The sequence below is a fragment of the Lentzea fradiae genome, from assembly GCF_900100955.1.
In the GTDB taxonomy this organism is placed as follows: domain Bacteria; phylum Actinomycetota; class Actinomycetes; order Mycobacteriales; family Pseudonocardiaceae; genus Lentzea; species Lentzea fradiae.
In genome coordinates this window covers 106,369-126,213 of sequence record NZ_FNCC01000004.1, presented here as the reverse complement: position 1 = coordinate 126,213, position 19,845 = coordinate 106,369, and the positions used below count along the sequence as shown (strand labels likewise).

At 71.1% G+C, this 19,845-nt stretch carries 21 protein-coding genes; 12 read left to right on the top strand and 9 right to left on the bottom strand.

Features of this window, described 5'->3' with window-relative positions; all coding sequences use genetic code 11:
* Positions 1–7: 7 nt before the first annotated feature.
* Entirely contained in the window at positions 8–787 is a 780-nt protein-coding gene (gene hisN, locus BLT23_RS10370; RefSeq protein ID WP_245743880.1) for a histidinol-phosphatase, read from the top strand.
* On the opposite strand, the gene BLT23_RS10365 is transcribed toward hisN, so the two are convergent.
* From BLT23_RS10365 to BLT23_RS10350, 4 genes are read right to left on the bottom strand one after another with little or no spacing between them, the layout of a single operon-like run.
* Positions 768–1,022 carry a hypothetical protein gene (locus BLT23_RS10365; RefSeq protein ID WP_090048081.1) on the bottom strand — a complete coding sequence of 85 codons (255 nt, stop codon included), beginning with the start codon at positions 1,020–1,022 and terminating at the stop codon, positions 768–770. The two genes, hisN and BLT23_RS10365, sit on opposite strands and share 20 nt — an antisense overlap.
* Positions 1,019–3,550, bottom strand: coding sequence for a TNT domain-containing protein (locus BLT23_RS10360; RefSeq protein ID WP_090048080.1), 2,532 nt, complete (start codon positions 3,548–3,550; stop codon positions 1,019–1,021). Before BLT23_RS10360 ends, BLT23_RS10365 begins: the two co-directional genes overlap by 4 nt.
* A gap of 3 nt (positions 3,551–3,553) precedes the next feature.
* The gene (locus BLT23_RS10355) at positions 3,554–3,868 is read right to left on the bottom strand and encodes a WXG100 family type VII secretion target (RefSeq protein WP_090048079.1); all 315 of its coding nucleotides are present in this window, start codon (positions 3,866–3,868) and stop codon (positions 3,554–3,556) included.
* Entirely contained in the window at positions 3,865–4,332 is a 468-nt protein-coding gene (locus BLT23_RS10350; RefSeq protein ID WP_245743879.1) for a YbaB/EbfC family nucleoid-associated protein, read from the bottom strand. The genes BLT23_RS10355 and BLT23_RS10350 overlap by 4 nt, the downstream gene beginning before the upstream one ends.
* A 96-nt stretch (positions 4,333–4,428) precedes the next feature.
* Between BLT23_RS10350 and BLT23_RS10345 the strand changes: the two genes are divergently transcribed.
* Positions 4,429–4,866 (top strand): MaoC family dehydratase, encoded by a 438-nt coding sequence (locus BLT23_RS10345; RefSeq protein ID WP_245743878.1) that lies wholly within the window; start codon positions 4,429–4,431, stop codon positions 4,864–4,866.
* An 81-nt stretch (positions 4,867–4,947) separates the two neighbouring features.
* Here the strand turns inward: BLT23_RS10345 and BLT23_RS10340 are convergent, their stop codons facing one another.
* Genes BLT23_RS10340 through BLT23_RS10330 form a run of 3 tightly spaced genes read right to left on the bottom strand, consistent with a single transcriptional unit; the run spans position 4,948 to position 7,210 of the window.
* Positions 4,948–5,877: a hydroxymethylglutaryl-CoA lyase gene (locus BLT23_RS10340; RefSeq protein WP_090048549.1), complete on the bottom strand. Its 930-nt coding sequence runs from the start codon at positions 5,875–5,877 to the stop codon at positions 4,948–4,950.
* Positions 5,877–6,389 carry a PH domain-containing protein gene (locus BLT23_RS10335; RefSeq protein ID WP_090048077.1) on the bottom strand — a complete coding sequence of 171 codons (513 nt, stop codon included), beginning with the start codon at positions 6,387–6,389 and terminating at the stop codon, positions 5,877–5,879. The genes BLT23_RS10340 and BLT23_RS10335 overlap by 1 nt, the downstream gene beginning before the upstream one ends.
* A gap of 14 nt (positions 6,390–6,403) precedes the next feature.
* Positions 6,404–7,210 carry a biotin--[acetyl-CoA-carboxylase] ligase gene (locus tag BLT23_RS10330; protein WP_090048076.1) on the bottom strand — a complete coding sequence of 269 codons (807 nt, stop codon included), beginning with the start codon at positions 7,208–7,210 and terminating at the stop codon, positions 6,404–6,406.
* A gap of 116 nt (positions 7,211–7,326) precedes the next feature.
* On the opposite strand from BLT23_RS10330, the gene BLT23_RS10325 reads away from it, so the two are divergent.
* From BLT23_RS10325 to BLT23_RS10305, 5 genes are all read left to right on the top strand, one after another.
* The gene (locus BLT23_RS10325; RefSeq protein ID WP_090048075.1) at positions 7,327–8,976 is read left to right on the top strand and encodes an acyl-CoA carboxylase subunit beta; all 1,650 of its coding nucleotides are present in this window, start codon (positions 7,327–7,329) and stop codon (positions 8,974–8,976) included.
* Complete coding sequence (locus tag BLT23_RS10320) at positions 8,973–9,218, top strand: acyl-CoA carboxylase subunit epsilon (protein WP_090048074.1); 246 nt, start codon at positions 8,973–8,975, stop codon at positions 9,216–9,218. Before BLT23_RS10325 ends, BLT23_RS10320 begins: the two co-directional genes overlap by 4 nt.
* A 124-nt stretch (positions 9,219–9,342) precedes the next feature.
* Positions 9,343–10,137, top strand: a complete 795-nt coding sequence (locus tag BLT23_RS10315; protein WP_090048073.1) for an SDR family NAD(P)-dependent oxidoreductase — start codon at positions 9,343–9,345, stop codon at positions 10,135–10,137.
* A 90-nt stretch (positions 10,138–10,227) separates the two neighbouring features.
* Entirely contained in the window at positions 10,228–10,824 is a 597-nt protein-coding gene (locus tag BLT23_RS10310) for a TetR/AcrR family transcriptional regulator (protein WP_090048072.1), read from the top strand.
* A 173-nt stretch (positions 10,825–10,997) separates the two neighbouring features.
* Positions 10,998–12,680, top strand: coding sequence for a tannase/feruloyl esterase family alpha/beta hydrolase (locus BLT23_RS10305; RefSeq protein ID WP_176946678.1), 1,683 nt, complete (start codon positions 10,998–11,000; stop codon positions 12,678–12,680).
* 18 nt (positions 12,681–12,698) lie between these two features.
* Here the strand turns inward: BLT23_RS10305 and BLT23_RS10300 are convergent, their stop codons facing one another.
* Entirely contained in the window at positions 12,699–13,088 is a 390-nt protein-coding gene (locus BLT23_RS10300; RefSeq protein ID WP_090048070.1) for a hypothetical protein, read from the bottom strand.
* A gap of 77 nt (positions 13,089–13,165) precedes the next feature.
* Here BLT23_RS10300 and BLT23_RS10295 point away from each other — a divergent pair, with 77 nt between their 5' ends.
* From BLT23_RS10295 to BLT23_RS10285, 3 genes are all read left to right on the top strand, one after another.
* The gene (locus BLT23_RS10295; protein ID WP_245743877.1) at positions 13,166–14,578 is read left to right on the top strand and encodes an MFS transporter; all 1,413 of its coding nucleotides are present in this window, start codon (positions 13,166–13,168) and stop codon (positions 14,576–14,578) included.
* Positions 14,538–15,137, top strand: coding sequence for a Maf family protein (locus tag BLT23_RS10290; protein WP_090048069.1), 600 nt, complete (start codon positions 14,538–14,540; stop codon positions 15,135–15,137). Before BLT23_RS10295 ends, BLT23_RS10290 begins: the two co-directional genes overlap by 41 nt.
* Positions 15,138–15,317: 180 nt before the next feature.
* Entirely contained in the window at positions 15,318–16,604 is a 1,287-nt protein-coding gene (locus BLT23_RS10285) for a dicarboxylate/amino acid:cation symporter (RefSeq protein ID WP_090048068.1), read from the top strand.
* A gap of 219 nt (positions 16,605–16,823) precedes the next feature.
* Here BLT23_RS10285 and BLT23_RS10280 read toward each other — a convergent pair whose 3' ends face one another.
* Entirely contained in the window at positions 16,824–17,345 is a 522-nt protein-coding gene (locus BLT23_RS10280) for a hypothetical protein (protein WP_143035887.1), read from the bottom strand.
* 263 nt (positions 17,346–17,608) lie between these two features.
* Here BLT23_RS10280 and BLT23_RS10275 point away from each other — a divergent pair, with 263 nt between their 5' ends.
* On the top strand, positions 17,609–19,375 hold the full coding sequence (locus BLT23_RS10275; protein WP_090048066.1) for an acetyl/propionyl/methylcrotonyl-CoA carboxylase subunit alpha: 1,767 nt from the start codon (positions 17,609–17,611) through the stop codon (positions 19,373–19,375).
* A 79-nt stretch (positions 19,376–19,454) separates the two neighbouring features.
* A complete protein-coding gene (locus BLT23_RS10270; protein WP_090048065.1) occupies positions 19,455–19,841 on the top strand; it encodes a DUF1707 SHOCT-like domain-containing protein in 387 nt (128 codons plus the stop codon).
* The last annotated feature ends 4 nt before the right edge of the window (positions 19,842–19,845 follow it).

The window sequence follows — 19,845 nt, the reverse complement described above, 5'->3', positions numbered from 1 at the left end:
TCGCCGCGTGTCACGCCACGATGCTGATCTCGAACTGGCCCTCCGCCTGGCCGACGCCGCCGACGCCATCACCGCGACCCGGTTCCGCGCCCACGACCTCGCGGTGGACCGCAAGCCGGACCGCACGCCCGTCACCGACGCCGACATCGCGGTGGAGGACGCCATCCGCTCGGTGCTGTCCGCCGAACGCCCCGATGACGTGATCATGGGCGAGGAACGCGGCGGCACCCTGGACGCGGCGCGCGTGTGGGTGCTCGACCCGATCGACGGCACCAAGAACTTCCTGCGCGGCGTGCCGGTCTGGGCGACCCTGATCGCCCTGGTCGCCGACGGCGAGCCGGTCGTCGGCGTCGTGTCGGCCCCCGCGCTGGGCCGCCGCTGGTGGGCGGCGTCCGGTGGGGGCGCCTTCTCGTCCGACGCCTCCGGCGAACGCGCGATCTCCGTGTCCGGTGTCCGCGAGCTCGAAGACGCCTACGTGTCCACGACCGACATCAAGACGTGGGTCGAGTACCACTCCCGCGAGGCGTACCTGCGGCTCGTGGACGCGACCTGGGAGAGCCGCGCGTTCGGCGACTTCTACCAGCACTGCCTCGTCGCGGAAGGCGCGATCGACCTCGCGCCCGAGTGCATCGCGAACCCGTGGGACATCGCCCCGTTCCAGGTGCTCGTCACCGAGGCCGGTGGCCGGTTCACCTCGCTGGACGGCGAGGAGCGCTACGACGGCGGCAGCGTGCTGACGTCGAACGGCCACCTGCACGAGGCGGCGCTCACGCTGTTGGCACGCTGAGGCTTCCGCGCGCGACCTGGGCCCAGGCCAGCCGGCCGAAGAGGTAGTGGCACGCCACGCCCTCGTCGTCGAACCGGGCCCAGTCGTAACGGTTGCCCTGCTCCTGCCAGAACACCTCGTAGCCCTTGTCGTCGGCGAGGAGGCACCAGCGTCCCTCCGCCTCCTCGCCGAGGCTGACGACGTCGTCCGGCACGCCGATCCTGGTCAGCCACTCGGGCAGCGACTCGACGTTCATGCGGTGACCTCCGTGAGGTAGCCGAGCGCGACGAGGTCCGCGACCGGATGGGTGGTGCGGTACCGGCTGCCGCCACCGGGCTGGCCGAACCACGGCGCGCTGATCGTGCGGTGGACGGGCAGGTCCTTCTCGACCCGGTAGCGCCGGTAGCCCTCGTCGAGCGCCCGCGGCGGCAACGACCGCTGCGCGAACGGCGTGCCCGCCGTGCTCAGCACCCGCCCCTCCGGCGTGCCGAACCGGTCGAGCTCGGCACCGGCCGGGAGCACCTCCGGCAGGCTGTCCTCGTAGCCGCCCTCCCGTTCGACGGGCCAGCGCGGCGTGCCGTCCCCGGCGAGGAACAGGCTCTCCCAGTCGTGCTCGTGCATGCCGCCGAGCGGGTCGTACCCGTCGAGCAGCTCCCGCACGACCGGGTGATCTTTGCCGAGCCCGTCCGCCGGCACCGACGCCCGCGACTCCACGACCGAGACCAGACCGGCCCGCGGGTGGTCACCCGGCGCGAACCGCGGCGTGACCCGCTCCTGCTCCTGTGGAGGCGGCGGCAGCTGCCGCGCGGGCTTGGGCGCGAGCCGCGGAGCCTGCCCGGCGGACAGGAACACCGCCATGAACCAGCTCCCGGCCGCCAGCGCCGTGTAGGTGTGCCGCAGCACGTCCCCGGCGACACCGGGATCGACCAGCGCCAGGTTCTCCCGGCCGTGGTTGTCGAGGCGGTCGGTCAGCGACCCGGAAACCTGACGTTCCCCGAGGTCCACCGCCGCACCGGGCGCCGAGGGCGCCGTCACGGTGTCACCGGCCTGCGCGGCGGGCCGGTCGTCCTCGGCCGAGTCGTCCAGCCCGGCCGCCGCCGAGACGTCCTTGGCCAGGTCCTTGGCGGCACCGTCCTTGAGCCCGGAACCCGGCTGCCCGGACGCCTGCCCACCAGCCGACGCCTGCCCGGAGGCACCACCGCTCTGTCCGGTCGCGGACGACTGCCCGACAGCGGTCGCCTGCCCGCCGGACACCGCCCCGCCGCCCGCACCGCTCTTGCCAGCAGCACCGGAACCGGACCCGGACGCACCGCTCTTGCCCTCACCACCGGTCTTGGTATCGGCGGCCTTGGCGTCGGCGGCCTTGGCGTCGACACCCTTCGCCTCGGCACCCTTCGCGGCCTGCTGAGCAGCCTGCGCTTGCTGCCCGGCGGCCTGCGAAGCGGCCTGGGCGGCACCCGGCTGCCCCGCGACGGCGCCACCCTGCGCGGGCACCGCCGCGGCCGGAGCCCCACCGGGCCCACCGGCGACGGGCCCGCCACCCACGGCGGGCCCGGCAGGCCCGGCAGGCGCGGCGGACGCCGCCTGCCCCGCCGCGGGAGCAGCAGCGGCAGGAGCCTGACCAGGCACTTCACCACCACGAACCAACGGCTGCTCCAGCACGGCGGCACCAGCCGTCTGCGTAGCGCCGTCGGCGATCGGCCCGATCTGCCCGTGCACGCTCGGGATGACGTCCGCGACCTGCGCCGCGACCGGCGCGACGACCTGGTTGACGACGTGCGGCAGCCCCTGCGGCCGTCCCTCGCCCTGCCCCGGCCCGTGTCCCTGCCCGGGGTTCGGCCCGTGCCCTGGCCCGTCCCCACGTCCGTGCTCGCCGGGCCCGTCCAGCACCGGCCCGACCGTCTCCCGCGCACCGGGCACGGCGTCGACCACCGGCCGCACCGCCGCGGCCGCGGGCTCGGTCACCGGCGCGGCGGCCTCCAGCACCGGCTCGACGGCCTCGGTCACCGTCTCCACCACCGGCGCGAGCGGCGCGGCGACAGCCCCCACGACCGGCGCGACGGGCGCGGTCACCGCACCGACAACAGGCGCCACCGCCTCCGTCACCGGCGCGACCACAGCGGCAACCGGCTCCACGACAGGCGCGACGGCCTCGGCCACAGGCGCCACAACCCCGCCGACCACGTCGACAACGGGCCCGAGCAGCCCCAGCCCGGCACCGGGCGTGCCGGGCCCGTGGGCTCCGGGCGCGGTGTTGACGGGCTGCGACCCGTGCGTCATGTCCACACCGCTGTCCAGCCGGATCGCCGAGGACAACGTGTTCTGGAGGTTCGCGACGTTGGCCGCGACCCCCTTCGTCAGCGTGTCGAGGCCCAGCAACGCGTTGGGGTTGCCGGCGTTCGCGGACGTGTGCGCGGCGTCGGTGTTCTTCGCGAGCGTCACCAGCTCGCGCACGATCTCGACCTTCGCGGCCCCGACCTGCTTCGCGGCGTGGTCCAGCCGGTCAGCGGCGGCATGACAGCCGCGGGCCGCGCGTTGCAGCTCCCCGTCCGGCGCCACGACCTTGGACCACCGGCCCCGGGCCGCGTCCCCAGCGGCACCCCGCACACCGCCGAGCGCCCGGTTGGCGGCACCGTCGCACGACGTGCCCAGCCCCTTGATCTTGTCTCCGGCGTCACGCCACGCGGCGGCACTGGCCCGCATGGCGTCCTCGTCGGCCTTGGGCCACACGACACCGGCCTTGGCCGCGACGTCGGCGAGTTCGGCGGGGAGCTCGATGCCCATGTGTCAGCCTTCCAGCCTTCTCATCGCCGAAGCGTTGCTCTGCTCGACGTGCCGGTACGTCTCGGCGGTGGCGGCGAGCTTCTCGCCGACATCCCCCAACGTGGCGGCGAGCGCCCCCACGGCCCCAGCCGCATCGCCGGCGGGCTTCACGTGCGAGTCGGCGAAACTCCGCCCGATCGCGTCATCCCCCCAGCACGCCCCGAACGAGGCGAGCGCGGTCTCCAGCGCCCCCTTGATCTCCACGGCCTGCCCGGCGAAGCCCTGCAACTCGCGCGCCCCGGCGTCCAGCCGCTCCAGGTCGGCCTCGTACCCGGTCACCGCACCCTCCTGTCGATGAGCTCGGAGTCGAGCCAGCTCTCCCGCTGCTCGTTGTCCTCGTCGTCGTCCACCAGCCCGCGAGCGGGCCGCCGGGCCGGTTCGGGCTCGTACTCGGCAGGCGCGAGGTCAGCGGTCCCCGCCACCAGCGCGGCAGGATCGGTGGCAGCGGGCAACACCGCGCTCAACGTCCGATAGCTGTCCTCGGCGGCGGCACCGGCCGCCTCACCGACCGTCCGCACGATCAACTCGGCCAGCTGCTCAGGCCGATGCCGCCGGTAAGCGAGCTCGGACAGCTCCAGCCCCACCAGCTTCCCCCCTGGCCCGACCACGGCCGAGACAGACCCGTCAGGACTGGAAGCCTCCCCCGACACGGCGGCGAGCTCCCGCTGAACAGCGGCAAGCTGCTCACGGCTGCGCCGGTAGTCGGCAAGCAACTCCTCGACCTGCGCACGGTGGTCGTCCACCGAGTCCCCTCTCACACGCATAGCCCGGGCTCGGGCTCTAGGACGCCTTTGCCCTTGGATCGGTTCCCAGCGGTTTCGGTTACGTAGGATCGACCCGTGATCGCCTTCGAGGACCTGCCCGCAGGCAAAATCATCCCGCTGGGCGACCTGGTCGTCGACCGGGAGGACATGCTGGACTTCGCCAGGAAGTTCGACCCCCAGCCCTTCCACCTCGACGACGAGGCAGCGAAGAACTCGATCTTCGGCAGCGTCGCGGCCTCCGGCTGGTACACGGCAAGCCTGTGGATGCGCCGCTGGGTCGACACAGTCCTCTCCGACTCGACCTCCCAAGGCTCACCGGGAGGTCGCGAACTCTCCTGGCTGGCCCCGGTCTACCCCGGCGACAAGCTGACCTTCGAAGCAGAGGTCCTCAACGCCCGCCGCTCGAAGAGCCGCCCCACCCTCGGCCTGGTCGAGTTCGAAGGCAGGGCAAAACGAGACGACCAGGTCGTCTACCGCTTCATCGCCACCGGAATGTTCAGCACGAGAAGCTGACTCGGCAACGGCGAGCCACGACGCCGAAGGCGAGCACCCCCAGTCCTGGCCTTTCCTGCGAAGCCGGGTGGGGTGGTCCCGTCACCCACCCAACGCCCGGACAACCCGGGAAGGGCTGGGCCGACCCAACCGCTCAGCCATCCACACGGAGGTGGCGACCAGCTTGTCCAGGTCCACCCCGGTCTCCACCCCCAGCCCGTCCAGCATCCACACCAGGTCCTCGGTGGCCAGGTTCCCGGTGGCCGACTCGGCGTAGGGACATCCTCCGAGCCCTCCGGCCGAAGAATCCACAGTGGTCACCCCGCACCGCAGGGCCGCCAACGTGTTCGCCAGCGCCTGCCCGTAGGTGTCGTGAAAATGAACGGCCAGCGAGGAGACGTCCCCGAACCGGGCCAGGAGCCCTTCGACCTGCCCTGGCGTGGCGACTCCGATCGTGTCCCCCAGGGACAGCTGCGAACAGCCCATCTCCAGCAGCCGCTCCCCGACCTCGACCACCTGGGAAGCGGCAACGGGCCCCTCCCAAGGGTCGCCGAAACACATCGAGACATATCCCCGCACGCTGAGCCCGGCGTCCAACGCCCGAGCCACGGTGGGCGCGAACATCTCGAACTGCCCGGCCAGCGTCCGGTTCAGATTCTTACCGGCGAACGTCTCGGTGGCGGAAGCAAAGATCGCGATGTGCGAAACCCCTGCCTCCAACGCCCGGTCCAACCCCCGCTCGTTGGGCACGAGAACGGGATAGACGACCCCGTCCCGCCGCTCCAGCCCACCCAGCAGCTCAGCGGCATCAGCCAGCTGAGGAACCCACTTGGGGTGAACGAACGAGGTGGCCTCCAGCACCGTCAACCCGGCGTCGGCCAGCCGATCGAGGAACTCCAGCTTCACCGAGACCGGAACCACCGCGGACTCGTTCTGCAACCCGTCCCGGGCCCCGACCTCCCAGATGGTCACCCTGGACGGCAACCCGGACGCACCCACGACGTCCGGCAGCCCGGCCTCGCGAGCCCCCATCACACGCCCCGCGGCTGGAAGTCGTCGGAGGGGTTGTCGTTGACCTCGCGGTACAGCATGGTGTGCACCTTCTCCACGGACGGGATGTCGTCGAACTCGAGCGGCTCGTCGGAGGCCGACTCGATCACCAGGGTGCCGCAGCCCAGCATCCTGTCGAGCAGGGAGTGCTCGAACCGCACGCTGTTGACCCGGCCCAGGGGGATGTCGAGCCCGGTGCGCTTGAACACGCCCTCCCGGTACATCACCCGGTCCGACGTGAGGATGAAGTGGGTGGTGCGCCAGCGCAGGACCGGCGCCACCGTGAGCCACACGACCAGCACCAGCGCGACGACCGCGAGCACGATCAGCGCGACGGGGGCCCACGACAGGCTCGCGACGAGCCCTGCCAGGTAGATGCCGAGCACGACCACCACCACCAGCCAGAACACCGGGAAGATCAGCATCTTCCAGTGGGGGTGCTTGTGGATCACGACGTGCTCGCCTGAGCTCAGCAGGTCGTCGGGGTAGGCCATGAGCGCAACCCTAACTACGCGGATCGCAGGTGCACCACGTCACCTGCGGACACGCCGTGCTCGACGCCGTCTGTGCCGCGCACGACGAGGGTGCCGTCCGCCTCGACGCGCTGGGCCACCCCGATGACCTCCAGGCCGCCCGCGAGCTCGACGCGCACCTGCGCGCCGACTGTCGCCGAGTGCTCCAGGTACTCCTCCAGCAGACCGGACTCGACGGCGTCGCCGCCGTTCTTGCGCCACACGCCTTCCAGGCCCGCCAGCTCGACGAGCAGCCGGAACGCGAGCTCCTCGCGGTCCAGCCCGTCGGCGCCCGCGTCCTCCAGCGACGTCGGCACGAGGCCGCCCGGCGCGGGCTGGACGTCGGCGGGCAGCTTGGCCACGTTCAGGCCCATGCCCACCACGACCGACCCGTCGGCGGTGATCTCGGACAGGATTCCGGCGCCCTTGCCGCTTTCGGCGCCCAGCAGCAGGTCGTTGGGCCACTTCAGCGACGCCTCGACCCCCACCGACTGCGCGACGCGCACCAGTGCCAGCCCGGCGATCAGGTTGAGCCACGGCAACCGGTCGGGCCGCACGCCGGCCGGCTTGAACAGCACGCTCACGTAGAGGCCGCCGACCGGCGACGACCAGCCACGACCGCGCCTGCCCTGGCCCGCGGTCTGCTCCAGCGCGATCAGCACGGTGCGGTCGGCGGCGTCGGTGGCCGCGGCGAGGTCCGCGTTCGTGGACGGCGTGGACTCCACGACGTCGAGGGCGGCGTACGGGCCGTTGGGGGCGACGAGCCGGGCGCGCAGCGCCTCTGCGTCGAGTGCGGTTGCCATCGCGCCAGGTTATTGGACGGCGTGCGAGCGTGCGGGCCCTGAACCGGTCAACAGCCAGCGTGACCTGGACAACTGCACGGAGCGGTTCAGCAATGGTCTCGTTAGGCTGCGGCCTCATGAGCAGTGCGACCGAGCCGATCGGGCACGTCCCGGCAGACGCCTCTTCCGGCGCCCCGGACGTCCACACCACCGCGGGCAAGCTCGTTGACCTCTACCGGCGCGACGACGAGGCGGTCCACGCCGGGTCCGCACGCGCGGTCGAGAAGCAGCACGCGAAGGGCAAGAAGACCGCCCGCGAGCGCATCGAGCTGCTGCTCGACCCCGGTTCGTTCGTCGAGCTGGACGAGCTGGCGCGGCACCGCTCCACGAACTTCGGGCAGGAGCGCAACCGCCCGTACGGCGACGGCGTGGTGACCGGCTACGGCACCGTCGACGGCCGTCCGGTGTGCGTGTTCTCCCAGGACGTCACGGTGTTCGGCGGCTCGCTCGGCGAGGTCTACGGCGAGAAGATCGTCAAGGTCATGGACCTGGCGATCAAGACCGGCCGCCCGATCATCGGCATCAACGAGGGCGGCGGCGCGCGCATCCAGGAGGGTGTCGTCTCGCTCGGCCTGTACGGCGAGATCTTCTCCCGCAACGTGAAGGCGTCCGGCGTGATCCCGCAGATCTCGCTGATCATGGGCTCCAACGCGGGCGGGCACGTCTACTCCCCCGCGCTGACCGACTTCGTGGTGATGGTCGACCAGACCTCGCACATGTTCATCACCGGCCCGGACGTCATCAAGACGGTCACCGGCGAGGACGTCACGATGGAGGAGCTGGGCGGCGGTCGCACGCACAACACCAAGTCCGGCAACGCGCACTACCTCGGCAGCGACGAGGAGGACGCGATCGCGTACGTCAAGGAGCTGCTGAGCTACCTGCCGTCGAACAACCTCTCCGACGCGCCCGCGTTCGAGGGCACGCTCGCCGAGGGGTCGATCGCGGACTCGATCACCGACTCCGACCGCGAGCTCGACACCCTGATCCCGGACTCCGCGAACCAGCCGTACGACATGCACGAGGTCGTCAACCGCGTGCTCGACGACGGCGACTTCCTGGAGGTCCAGCCGCTGTTCGCGCCGAACATCCTGGTCGGCTTCGGCCGGGTGGACGGCCACAGCGTCGGCGTCGTCGCGAACCAGCCCACCCAGTTCGCCGGCTGCCTCGACATCGACGCCTCGGAGAAGGCGGCGCGGTTCGTGCGGACCTGCGACGCGTTCAACATCCCGGTGCTGACGTTCGTGGACGTGCCCGGCTTCCTGCCCGGCACCGACCAGGAGTGGAACGGCATCATCCGGCGCGGCGCGAAGCTGATCTACGCCTACGCCGAGGCGACCGTCCCGCTCGTCACCGTGATCACGCGCAAGGCGTACGGCGGCGCGTACGACGTCATGGGGTCCAAGCACCTCGGCGCGGACATCAACCTGGCGTGGCCGACCGCGCAGATCGCCGTCATGGGCGCGTCGGGTGCGGCGAACATCGTGCACCGCAAGACCCTCGCGGCCGCGGCGCAGAACGGCGAGGACGTCGACGCTCTGCGCGCGAAGCTTCAGCAGGAGTACGAGGACACCCTGTGCAACCCGTACGTGGCCGCCGAACGCGGGTACGTCGACTCGGTGATCCCGCCGTCCTACACCCGCGGGCACGTGGCGCGGGCGCTGTCGATGCTGCGGGACAAGCGCGAGACGCTGCCGCCCAAGAAGCACGGGAACATCCCGCTGTGACCGCCCCCGACGAGAAGCCCCAAGAAAAGCCACAGGAAAAGCCGCTGCTGCGGGTCGTCAAGGGCACGCCCGACGACCACGAGCTGGCGGCGCTGACGGCCGTCATCGCCGGTCTGGCCTCGGCCGCGCCGGTCGAGGAGGCGCCGAAGCGGCGTTCGGAGTGGGCCAACCCGGCCCGCCGCGTCCGCCGCCCGCTCCGGCACGGCCCCGGTGCCTGGCGCGCGTCCGGTTTCCCCGGCTAGCCCCGGCACCCGTCCCAGGACCGAAGACCCGGCTCGCTCCCGCGAGCCGGGTTTTTTCGTCGCCACCAACCTGACACAAGACGACCGGTAGACAGTCACTGCCAGGTTGTCCTACTGTGTCGTCATGGACTACAGCAGGCAGACAGTGCTGGTCACCGGCGCGAGCGCGGGCATCGGCGCCGAGTTCGCCCGGCGGCTGGCCCAGCGCGGAGCCGATCTGGTGCTGGTCGCCCGTCGCGAAGACCGCTTGGAAGAGCTGGCGGCACAGCTGCGCACGGCACACGGCGTGCGGGTGCACGTGATCGCCGCCGACCTCAGCCAGCCGGGCATCGGGGCACGGCTGGTCGACGAGGCAGGCCGGCTCGGCGCCACGGTCACCAGCGTCATCAACAACGCGGGCTTCGCCACGTACGGCCCGTTCCACGAGGAGGACGCCGAGCGCCTCCAGCAGGAGATCGCGGTCGACGTCGCCGCGGTCGTGGACATCAGCCGCGCGTTCATCGGGCAGCTGCGCGCCCGCGGGGACGGCTTCCTGATCAACGTCGCGAGCATGGCCGGGTTCTCGCCCACGCCCGTGATGTCGGTCTACGGCGCGACCAAGGCGTTCGTGCTGAGCTTCACCGAGGCGCTGTGGGTGGAGTCGCTCGGCACCGGGCTGCGCGTGATGACCTTGTCGCCGGGTGCGACCCGCACCGAGTTCTTCGACGTCACCGGCACCGAGAAGGCCGCGGGCGGCACCCGCATGGGGACCCCGGAGGAGGTCGTGACGACCGCGTTGAAGGCGCTCGAGCGCAAGACCACCCCGGCGAGCGTGATCGTGGGCAGGGGCAACAGGGTGACGGCCTTCGTGAGCCGCCGCCTCCTGCCCCGCACCCTCGTGGCGAAGATGATCTCGCGCATGGTGGCACCCGCCACCTGACCACGCGTTCGACTTCACCGGTCGATCGGGACATCATGTACCTGATCCAGGTGAGCCAGACGGGGCTGCCGCCGACCGCGATTGAGGGTCATGGACACATCGCGCCAGCCGGCCACGCTGTGGGACAGGTCGCGACAGGCCGTCGTCGCGGAGATCGTCGAGGTCGCGCTGGCGCTGTTCGCCGAGCACGGCTACGAGAACGTGACCGTCGGGCAGATCGCCAAGCAGGCCGGGGTGTCGCAGCGGTCGCTCTTCCGCTACTTCGGCACCAAGGAGGACCTGGTCTGCGGCGACCAGGACGGCTTCGGCCGGCTGCTGGTCAGCACCGTCGAGGCCCAGCCGCCGGACGTCTCGCCGTGGGACGCGCTGCTCGCCGGGTTCGCCGCCATCTCCTCGGCGAAGCACACACCGGCCCAGATACTGGAGATCAACACGCTGATCTTCGACAACCCGCCGCTGCGGTCGCGGTACTACGAGAAGCGGCTGAGGTGGCAGGCCGCGCTGGTGCCCGTCATCGAGGCCCGGATGGGCATCGAGCCGGGCCCGACCCCCGATCCGCGCGCGGTGGCCGTCATCGCCACGGTGTTCGCGTGCGTCGACGCCGCGTCGGAGCTGTGGGTGCGCCAGGGCGGTAAGACGGACCCGTTCGCGCTGTACGCGGAAATGCTCGCCACCGTCCGAGGCTGAGGCCACTCGGGGCTGGCACCGCTCAGCCCCACCACCGTTCGAACCTGACACCGGCACGGACCCGCGGAGGTCGTGCCGCACACCCATGCCCTGCCTGTCATCAACTGCCAACCAGACAGCAAATGCCAACCGCGTCCGCGGACCGGCACAAACCGAGCTTGAAGAGGAAGAACATGTCTTCAACGCGCAAGAAATCGCAGATCGCCCTGACCGCGGCGTTAATGGTCACGGCCCTCGCGATCCCCCTGGCCGGGTCCTTCGGCGGCGAGGTGAACGCCGCCCCCGGGAAGAGGTGCTCCGACCTGGCCAGGGTCAAGATCCCGGCCCACGCCATCGGCCTGCCCACGGGCGGTGCCACCGTCGCCTCGGCGATCTCCGCGGACGCCGGTGGCACCGGGAACCAGGCGTACGGCCGCCATTGCCTGGTGTCCGGCACCATCAAGCCGGTCGACCCGGCCGCGCCGGACATCAGGTTCCAGCTGGCTCTCCCGGAGAAGTGGAACGGCAAGGCCGCGATGCTCGGCGGCGCCGGTCTGAACGGGACCATCCCTCCGCTCACGAACGCGTCGAACCTCTGGGGCTCCCAGAAGCAGCCGCTCCCGCTCAGCCGGGGCTACGCGGTGTTCTCCAGCGACTCGGGCCACCAGAACGCGGAAGGGGAACACCCCGCCGCCTTCGGCGCCAACCAGGAGGCGCTCAGGAACTACGCCGGTGACGCGTTGAAGAAGACCCGCGACGTCGCGATGAAGCTGATCGACTCCCACTACGGCCGCACGCCTCACAAGTCGTACTTCATCGGCTACTCGAAGGGCGGCGGCGAGGCGCTGGCCGTCGCGCAGCGCTGGCCGTCCGACTGGAACGGCGTGGTCGCGGGCGCACCGGGCTGGAACGTGACAGCGGTGGCCCTCGAAGGTCTCAAGGCCGCCCAGGCGACGGCCGTGCCGGGAGCCTGGCTGAACGAGGCGGAACGCCACACCCTCTACCAGGGCGTGCTGGGAGCGTGTGACGCGCTCGACGGCGTGCGGGACGGCGTGATCAGCGACGGCCGCGGCTGCGAGGCCCGGTTCGACCCCGCCACCCTGAGGTGCCCGGGAGGAGCGGACACGGGCGACTCCTGCCTGTCCGACGTGCAGCTCACCGCCCTGAAGAAGATCAACGACCCGCTGTCCCTGTCGTACGCGGTCGGCACCGGCGAGTCGAGCATCCCCGGCCAGCCGGTCTACCTCGCCGACCACGGCGGTGGCGTGCCCGGCTCCGTCCACAAGGACATGTTGTTCCAGCTCAGCGCGTACGGCGCGACGCCACCCGCCTTCCCGCCGACCCCGCGGATGGGCATGTTCCTGGCCGACGGCGTCCTGCGCCACATGATCGCGGGAGACCCCGGCTTCAACACCCTCACGATGGACCTCGCGAGCGGCAGCGGGCTCGCGTCCCGCATCGAAGCTCATTCGAGCCTCTTCTCCAACATCACCGACCTGTCGCCGTTCCGGAAGAACGGCGGGAAGCTCCTGCTCTGGACGGGCGGTGCCGAACCGGCGGCCAGGACGACCGCGCAGTACCACTCGCGCGTGCAGGCGACGATGGGACCGGCGCGGGTCAGCTCGTTCCTCCGCTACTACGAGGTCCCCGGCGCCCAGCACGGCTTCTCGTCGGCCTTCCACCCCGAGTGGGACCAGCTGGCGACGATCGAGAACTGGGTGGAGAAGGGCATCGACCCGAAGAACGACGTCGTGGTGACCGACGACGCCGGGGTCCCCGGCCGCACCAGGCCGCTGTGCCTGTACCCCAGCTGGCCGAAGTACACCGGATCGGGTGACATCGGCAGCGCGAGGTCCTTCACCTGCGCCTCGCGGTGACGGAGGTCGTGCGGCCGGTCAGGAGCACTGGACCCGGCGGCTGGTGACGCGGAGACCGACGGCGACCTCGCGGCAGCGGGTCTCGCCGTCGACCTCCAGCTTCAGGGTCCAGAACGCGCTGCCGTAGGCGGTCGTCCTGCGCAGCACCTGCACGTCGGCCCGCTCGATCGGCAGGTTGCCGCGCACGGCGGGCACGACCTCGGTGAGGAGCGCGTTCTCCGCCCGGTCGGCGGTGTCGGCGAACGGCCAGATGGGCACTCCATAGCCGATCGGGTCGCTCGCGAGCACGGTTCCAACGCCCCACGATCCAATGAGACCGCCGAGCACGACGAGCAGGGCCGCGATCCGTCTGCGCTTGCCTTCGCGACCGGAACCGCGTTCGGAGAGGACAAGCACCCAGCGCTTCACTTGAACGAGAGTGCCGACCGGAGAGGTGATCGCGCATCAGTAGTACTACTCGGACGGACCGGGTGCGGTGGCGGGCGGTGTACGCGCTGTGCGTCGGCTTCTTCATGACGTTGCTCGACACGACCATCGTCAACGTCGCCCTGCCGTCGATGATCACCGACCTGGGCGCGTCGCTGAACGACGTGATCTGGGTGGTCAGCGCGTACCTGCTGGCGTTCGCCGTGCCGTTGCTGCTGACCGGGCGGCTGGGCGACCGGTTCGGGCCGAAGCGGCTCTACGGCTTCGGCCTCGTGCTGTTCCTGCTCGCCTCCCTCGCGTGCGGCCTGTCGACCACCGCGGAGGCGCTGATCGCGTCCCGCGTCTTCCAGGGGCTGGGCGCCGCGGCCATGACGCCGCAGACGATGGCGTTCATCACCCAGCTGTTCCCGCCGGACAAGCGCGGCGCGGCGCTCGGGCTGTGGGGGTCGGTGGCCGGGCTCGCGACGGTCTCCGGGCCGCTGCTCGGCGGGGTGCTGGTCACGCACCTGGGCTGGGAGTGGATCTTCTTCGTGAACCTCCCGATCGGTGTGCTCGCGGTGACGCTGCTGGTCGTGTGGGTGCCCGACCTGCGGCCGAACCGGGTGCCGAGGTTCGACGTCCTCGGCGTGGTGCTGTGCTGCGCGGGCCTCGCGCTGGTGGTGTTCGGCGTCCAGAACGGCGAGCACTACCGGTGGGGACAGGTCGCGGGGCCCATCACCGTCAGCGAGGTCATCGCGGCCGGGGTGCTCGTGCTCGCGGGGTTCGTGCTGTGGCAGGCGTCCCCGCGCAACCCGGAGCCGCTGATGCCGTTGCGGATCTTCCGCAACCGCAACTTCTCGCTCGGCAACGTCGCCAACATCTCCATCGGCATCGCGGTGACCGGCGTGTTCGTGCCGCTGGCGCTGTTCCTGCAGACCGTGCCGAAGCTGTCACCGCTGATGACGGGCCTGGTCACGGCACCGGCGTCGCTGATGTCCGGCGTGGTGGCGGTCTTCGCGGGGCGGTGGTCGAACCGGGCGGACGCCAAGTACCTGCCGATCACCGGGTTCGCGCTGATGGCGCTCGGCATCGCGGCGATGGCGTTCCTGCTCGGCGACGGCTCCCAGTGGCCGCTGCTGCCGTCGATGATCGCGCTCGGCGTCGGCATGGGGCTCGTGTTCTCACCGCTGACGAACATCGCGACGCGCACGCTCGACCGGTCGCTGCTGGGCGCGGGCGCCGGCATCTACAACACGTCCCGCCAGTTCGGGAACGTGCTGGGCAGCGCGGGCACCGGCGCGGTGCTGCAGATCGTGCTGGCCTCGACCGGCGACTTCACCACGGCCGTGCGGGCGACGTTCCTCCTGCTGATCGCGGTGCTGCTGGTCGGCATCGCCGCGGCGGTCGCGTTCAGGCGGGTGGCCGCTCCCGGCGGCGTGACAGACTCCGGGCGTGCGTCTGATCCTGGCCTCCCAGTCTCCCGCCCGTCTTAGCGTCCTGCGTGCCGCCGGCGTCGAGCCCGTCGTCCGCGTCTCCGGCGTCGACGAGGACGCACTCGTCGCGTCGCTCGGCGACCCGACGCCCGAACAGACCGTCGTCGCGCTGTCCGAGGCGAAGGCCGAGGCCGTCGAGCACGACGACGAGTGCGTCGTCGTCGGCTGCGACTCGATGCTGCTGTTCGAGGGCGAGCTGCTGGGCAAGCCCGGCACGACCGAGGTCGCGCGGGAGCGGTGGCGGCGGATCGCGGGCAAGAGCGGCGAGCTGATCACCGGCCACACCGTGCTGAAGGTGTCCGGCGGGGTCGTCGTGGACCGCGCGTCGGCCGCCGAGTCGACCACCGTGCGGTTCGGCACGCCGTCGGACGAGGAGCTGGAGGCGTACCTCGCGACCGGGGAGCCGCTGCACGTCGCGGGCGCCTTCACCATCGACGGGCTGGGCGGCTGGTTCATCGACGGCATCGACGGCGACCACACGTCCGTGATCGGCATCAGCCTGCCGCTCACCCGGAAGCTGCTCGGCCGACTGGGTGTTCCGGTGTCCACACTCTGGTAGCCCTGGTCACACTTCACCTGATCAGGGAAGACTGCCCTCACCGCGAGCGTTGGGGGCGAGTGGTGAACGAGTACTTGACGAAGCGCAGGCACATCGACCTGGCGCGCAGGACCAGCGCGAGCTGTCGGAGCTGACTGCTCCGACGGCCCTTTTCGCTCACCCCTGTTGCAGGAGATCCCTGTGTCCTTCGTCCAGACGTACCGCAAACCCAAGGTGTTCGGCTTCACCGTGCTCGGCGCCCTAGTGCTCGGAGCCCTCGCCGGCTGGCTCGGCAAGGGCACGTGGCTCGCGCCCGTGCTCGCCAAGATCGGCTCCACCTTCACGGCGCTGCTGCAGCTCACCGTCATCCCGCTGGTGTTCACGGCGATCGTCGTCGGCATCGCGTCGCTGCGGAACCTCGGCGGCGGGCGGACCGCGGCCAGGCTCGGCGGCAAGACGTTCCTGTGGTTCGCCATCACGTCGTTCATCGCGGTCCTGATCGGGCTCGCGGTCGCGACGGTCCTCAAGCCCGGCACCGGCCTGCAGATCGAGCCCGCCGCCGGAGCCGTCGACAAGCTCGCCAAACGCGCGTCCGGCTCGTGGCAGGCGCTGCTCGACAACCTGGTGCCCACGAACATCTTCAGCGCCTTCACCGAGGGCGAGGTGCTCCAGGTCGTCTTCATCGCCGTCCTGGTCGGCTTCGCCGCGTACGCGCTGGGCGACAAGGCCGCGCCGTTCACCAACCTCGTCCGGTCGTTCTTCGACATCGTGCAGAAGGTCGTCGGCTGGATCATCCTGCTCGCGCCCATCGGCATCTTCGGCCTGATCGGCAACGCGGTCGCGTCCTACGGCAACTCGTTCGTACGACCGCTGTTCTCGCTGATCCTCGCCGTCTACCTGGGCACGGCGCTGGTGCTGTTCGTCGTCTACCCGGTGCTGCTGAAGTTCGTCGGCAAGACCTCGCCGGTCGAGTTCTTCCGCAAGGCAGGCACCGCGCTGCAGTTCGCGTTCGTGTCCCGCTCGTCGGGCGCCACGCTTCCGTTGTCCCGCAAGGCCGCGACGGACCTCGGCGTCTCGCAGGAGTACGCGAACTTCGCCGTGCCGCTCGGCACCACGACCAAGATGGACGGGTGCGCCGCGGTCTACCCGGCCGTCGCGACGATCTTCATCGCCAACATGTTCGGCATCCAGCTCTCGGTCTGGCAGTACGCCGGCATCGTCCTCGTCGCCGTGTTCGGCGCGCTGGCCACCGCCGGAACCACCGGCTGGTACACGATGCTCACGCTGACCCTGAGCGTCGTCGGCCTGCCGCCGCAGGTGATCGCGACCGGTGTGGCCGTGGTCTACGCGATCGACCCGATCCTCGACATGATGCGCACCGCGACCAACGTGGCGGGCCAGATCACCGTCCCGGTGCTGGTGGCCCGCAGCGAGAACCTCATCTCCGAGCCGGAGACCCCGGCCGAGAAGGACCTAGTGACCGCCTGAGCACGCTCCCAGGGAGCACTGTTCGTAACCCCCCACCCCATCCGCACCTCATCTTCCGTGTTTCCCCTTCCGCACGCGGGGACCTTCCGTCCGCGTGGTTGGTACGCGGGGTCCCCGCGTACTAAAGCCACGTCACGCAGCGGAGGCGGGGGAAGCTGGGTGGGTGACACACGGGCGGGGTGTGTGGCGGGAGAAGGGGCAGAACGTCTCGCGCAGCGTTCAGTCAGCGCACGGGCGCAGCTGCGACAACGACGGCACCGGTGCGGGCCAGCCAGGGAGCTGGTCCCGCGCCGGTGCCGCCGCCGTACAGCCCAGATCCGGTCCCAGCACCGAAAAAACCTGCACGAACGCGTTGGCGCACTGGCCGTCGCACGCGAGCTGCACGGCGACGACGTCCGCCGTGCCGTCCTCGTCCACGTCGTGCAGCCCGAGGTACCCGCCCGTGGCGAGGTACGCCTGCGCACGCGACCACGTGCCGTCCTTGCGCACCAGCACCTCGCCCAGCAGCTCACTGCCGCGGGCGCCGTGCACGAGGCAGACGCTGACCTCCGCCTCCACGCACTGCAACGACTTGTCGGTCACCGCGGCACCGGACTCGGCGATGATCATCTCGAAGGCGAACGGGCCCGACTCGCCGGTGACCCTGATGCGCCCGCCGCCCGTCCCGGCGAGCAGCTCGACGAGGTCCCGCCCCACCGACTTGCCGATCACGACCTGACACGCGGTGGTTCCGCAGCGCATTCCCGAGTCGGCTCCGTATTGACCTGAATCGGTGTTGTCGGGCCTCTGAAAATAGGCGTACACCAGCCCCGCGATGACGATCACGGCAGCGGCGACGGCGGTCACCTGCACAGACCTGGTTCCACCCACATCGCGCATTGTCGCCGATCGCGCCACCATGGTGGCGGAGTGAGCCGTCTCTCCCTCTCCGGGTTCGCTGATTTCCGTAGACTGCGGCACCAGCCAGAGCCGTAATTATCGGTCCCAGCAGGAGGTACGACGCCGTGTCGCTGCGCAAGGTCCTCATCGCCAACCGCGGTGAGATCGCCGTCCGGGTCATCCGCGCCTGCCGTGACGCCGGTCTCACGAGCGTCGCCGTCTACGCCGACCCCGACCGCGACGCGCCGTTCGTCCGGCTCGCCGACGAGGCGTTCGCCCTCGGCGGCAGCACCCCCGGCGAGAGCTACCTGTCGATCGAGAAGGTCCTCGGCGCCGCCGCGCAGTCCGGAGCGGACGCCGTGCACCCCGGCTACGGCTTCCTGTCCGAGAACGCCGACTTCGCGCAGGCCGTGCTCGACGCGGGCCTGGTGTGGATCGGCCCGACCCCGCAGGCGATCCGCGACCTCGGCGACAAGGTGACCGCACGGCACATCGCCACCCGCGCCGGCGCACCGCTGGTGCCCGGCACCAAGGACCCCGTGTCCGGCCCGGACGAGGTCGTCGCGTTCGCGCGGGAGCACGGTCTCCCCGTCGCGATCAAGGCGGCGTTCGGCGGTGGCGGTCGCGGCCTGAAGGTCGCGCGGACGATCGAGGAGATCCCCGAGCTGTTCGACTCGGCCGTGCGCGAGGCCGTCACGGCGTTCGGCCGCGGCGAGTGCTTCGTCGAGCGCTACCTCGACAAGCCGCGCCACGTCGAGGCCCAGGTCCTCGCCGACACCCACGGCAACGTCATCGTCGTCGGCACCCGCGACTGCTCCCTCCAGCGCCGCCACCAGAAGCTCGTCGAGGAGGCCCCCGCGCCGTTCCTGACCGACGAGCAGCGCGCCACGATCCACTCCTCCGCCCGCGCCATCTGCCTGGAGGCCGGCTACCACGGCGCCGGCACCGTCGAGTACCTCGTGGGCCTCGACGGGTCGATCTCGTTCCTGGAGGTCAACACCCGCCTGCAGGTCGAACACCCGGTCTCGGAGGAGACGACGGGCATCGACCTGGTGCGCGAGCAGTTCCGCATCGCGGCCGGCGAGAAGCTGCGCTTCACCGAGGACCCGGCCCCGCGCGCGCACTCGATCGAGTTCCGCATCAACGGCGAGGACGCGGGCCGCGGCTTCCTGCCCGCGCCCGGCACGGTCACGTCGTTCGTGGCGCCGTCCGGCCCCGGTGTCCGCGTGGACGCGGGCGTCGAGTCCGGCTCGGTCATCGGCGGCCAGTTCGACTCGCTGCTCGCCAAGCTGATCGTCACCGGCGAGACCCGCGACGAGGCCCTGGCCCGCGCCCGCCGCGCCCTGGACGAGATGGTCGTCGACGGCATGGCGACGGTGCTGCCGTTCCACCGCGCGATCGTGCGCGACGCGGCCTTCACCGCCGAGAAGCCCGAGGGCTTCACCGTCCACACGCGCTGGATCGAGACGGAGTTCGACAACCGGATCCCGCCCTTCACCGGTTCCGGCGAGGTCGCGGAGGACGCGCCGCGCCAGACCGTCGTCGTCGAGGTCGGTGGACGGCGGCTGGAGGTGTCGCTGCCCGGTGACCTGGCCGTCGGCACCCGTCCGGCCGCCGGTGCCGCCGCGAAGAAGCCGAAGGCCAAGCGCGCCGGTGGCGGTGGCGCCGCCGTGTCCGGTGACGCGGTGGCCGCGCCGATGCAGGGCACGATCGTGAAGGTGGCCGTCGAGGACGGGCAGACCGTCGAGGCGGGTGACCTGATCGTGGTGCTGGAGGCCATGAAGATGGAGAACCCGGTGACCGCGCACAAGGCGGGCACCGTGACGGGGCTGGCCGCCGCGGCCGGGGACCCGATCACGCAGGGCACCGTGATCTGCGAGCTGAAGGACTGAGCCGCGCGGGCCGGGGTGAACGCTGTGATCCGCCGCCGCGCACCCCGGCCTCCCCGGCCGCTCGCCTACGATTGACGACGTGAGCGACCCGTCGAGGGACATCCGCGTCGGCGACGCCGAACGGCAGCAGGCGTTGCAGGTGCTCGGTGAGCACATGAGCGCGGGCCGCATCGACGTCGAGGAGTACGGCGAGCGGTCCGCGAAGATCACCACCGCCAAGACGCGGGGCGAGCTGATGGCGTTGTTCCACGACCTGCCCGACCCGCGGCCTCAGTTCGCCGCGCCGATGGCGATGTTCCCCGAGCCGCCGCGGGCACCTGCTCGCCGCTGGGAGAGCACGTTCGTGCCCGTCGTCGGGGTGCTGGTGATCGTCGCGTTCTTCACGCTGGTGAAGAACCCGCTGATCCTGTTGCTGATCCCCGCCGTGGCGATCCTGTGGGGGCAGTGGAACGGGCGGCGGCGGTGAAACC

Coding starts and splice junctions, on each gene's coding strand:
- BLT23_RS10360 (WP_090048080.1), bottom strand. CDS start 3,550: ATGGGCATCGAGCTCCCCGCCGAACTCGCCGACGTCGCGGCCAAGGCC.
- BLT23_RS10365 (WP_090048081.1), bottom strand. CDS start 1,022: ATGAACGTCGAGTCGCTGCCCGAGTGGCTGACCAGGATCGGCGTGCCG.
- BLT23_RS10340 (WP_090048549.1), bottom strand. CDS start 5,877: ATGGGGGCTCGCGAGGCCGGGCTGCCGGACGTCGTGGGTGCGTCCGGG.
- BLT23_RS10305 (WP_176946678.1), top strand. CDS start 10,998: ATGTCTTCAACGCGCAAGAAATCGCAGATCGCCCTGACCGCGGCGTTA.
- BLT23_RS10330 (WP_090048076.1), bottom strand. CDS start 7,210: ATGGCAACCGCACTCGACGCAGAGGCGCTGCGCGCCCGGCTCGTCGCC.
- BLT23_RS10310 (WP_090048072.1), top strand. CDS start 10,228: ATGGACACATCGCGCCAGCCGGCCACGCTGTGGGACAGGTCGCGACAG.
- BLT23_RS10335 (WP_090048077.1), bottom strand. CDS start 6,389: ATGGCCTACCCCGACGACCTGCTGAGCTCAGGCGAGCACGTCGTGATC.
- BLT23_RS10280 (WP_143035887.1), bottom strand. CDS start 17,345: ATGCGCTGCGGAACCACCGCGTGTCAGGTCGTGATCGGCAAGTCGGTG.
- BLT23_RS10315 (WP_090048073.1), top strand. CDS start 9,343: ATGGACTACAGCAGGCAGACAGTGCTGGTCACCGGCGCGAGCGCGGGC.
- BLT23_RS10325 (WP_090048075.1), top strand. CDS start 7,327: ATGAGCAGTGCGACCGAGCCGATCGGGCACGTCCCGGCAGACGCCTCT.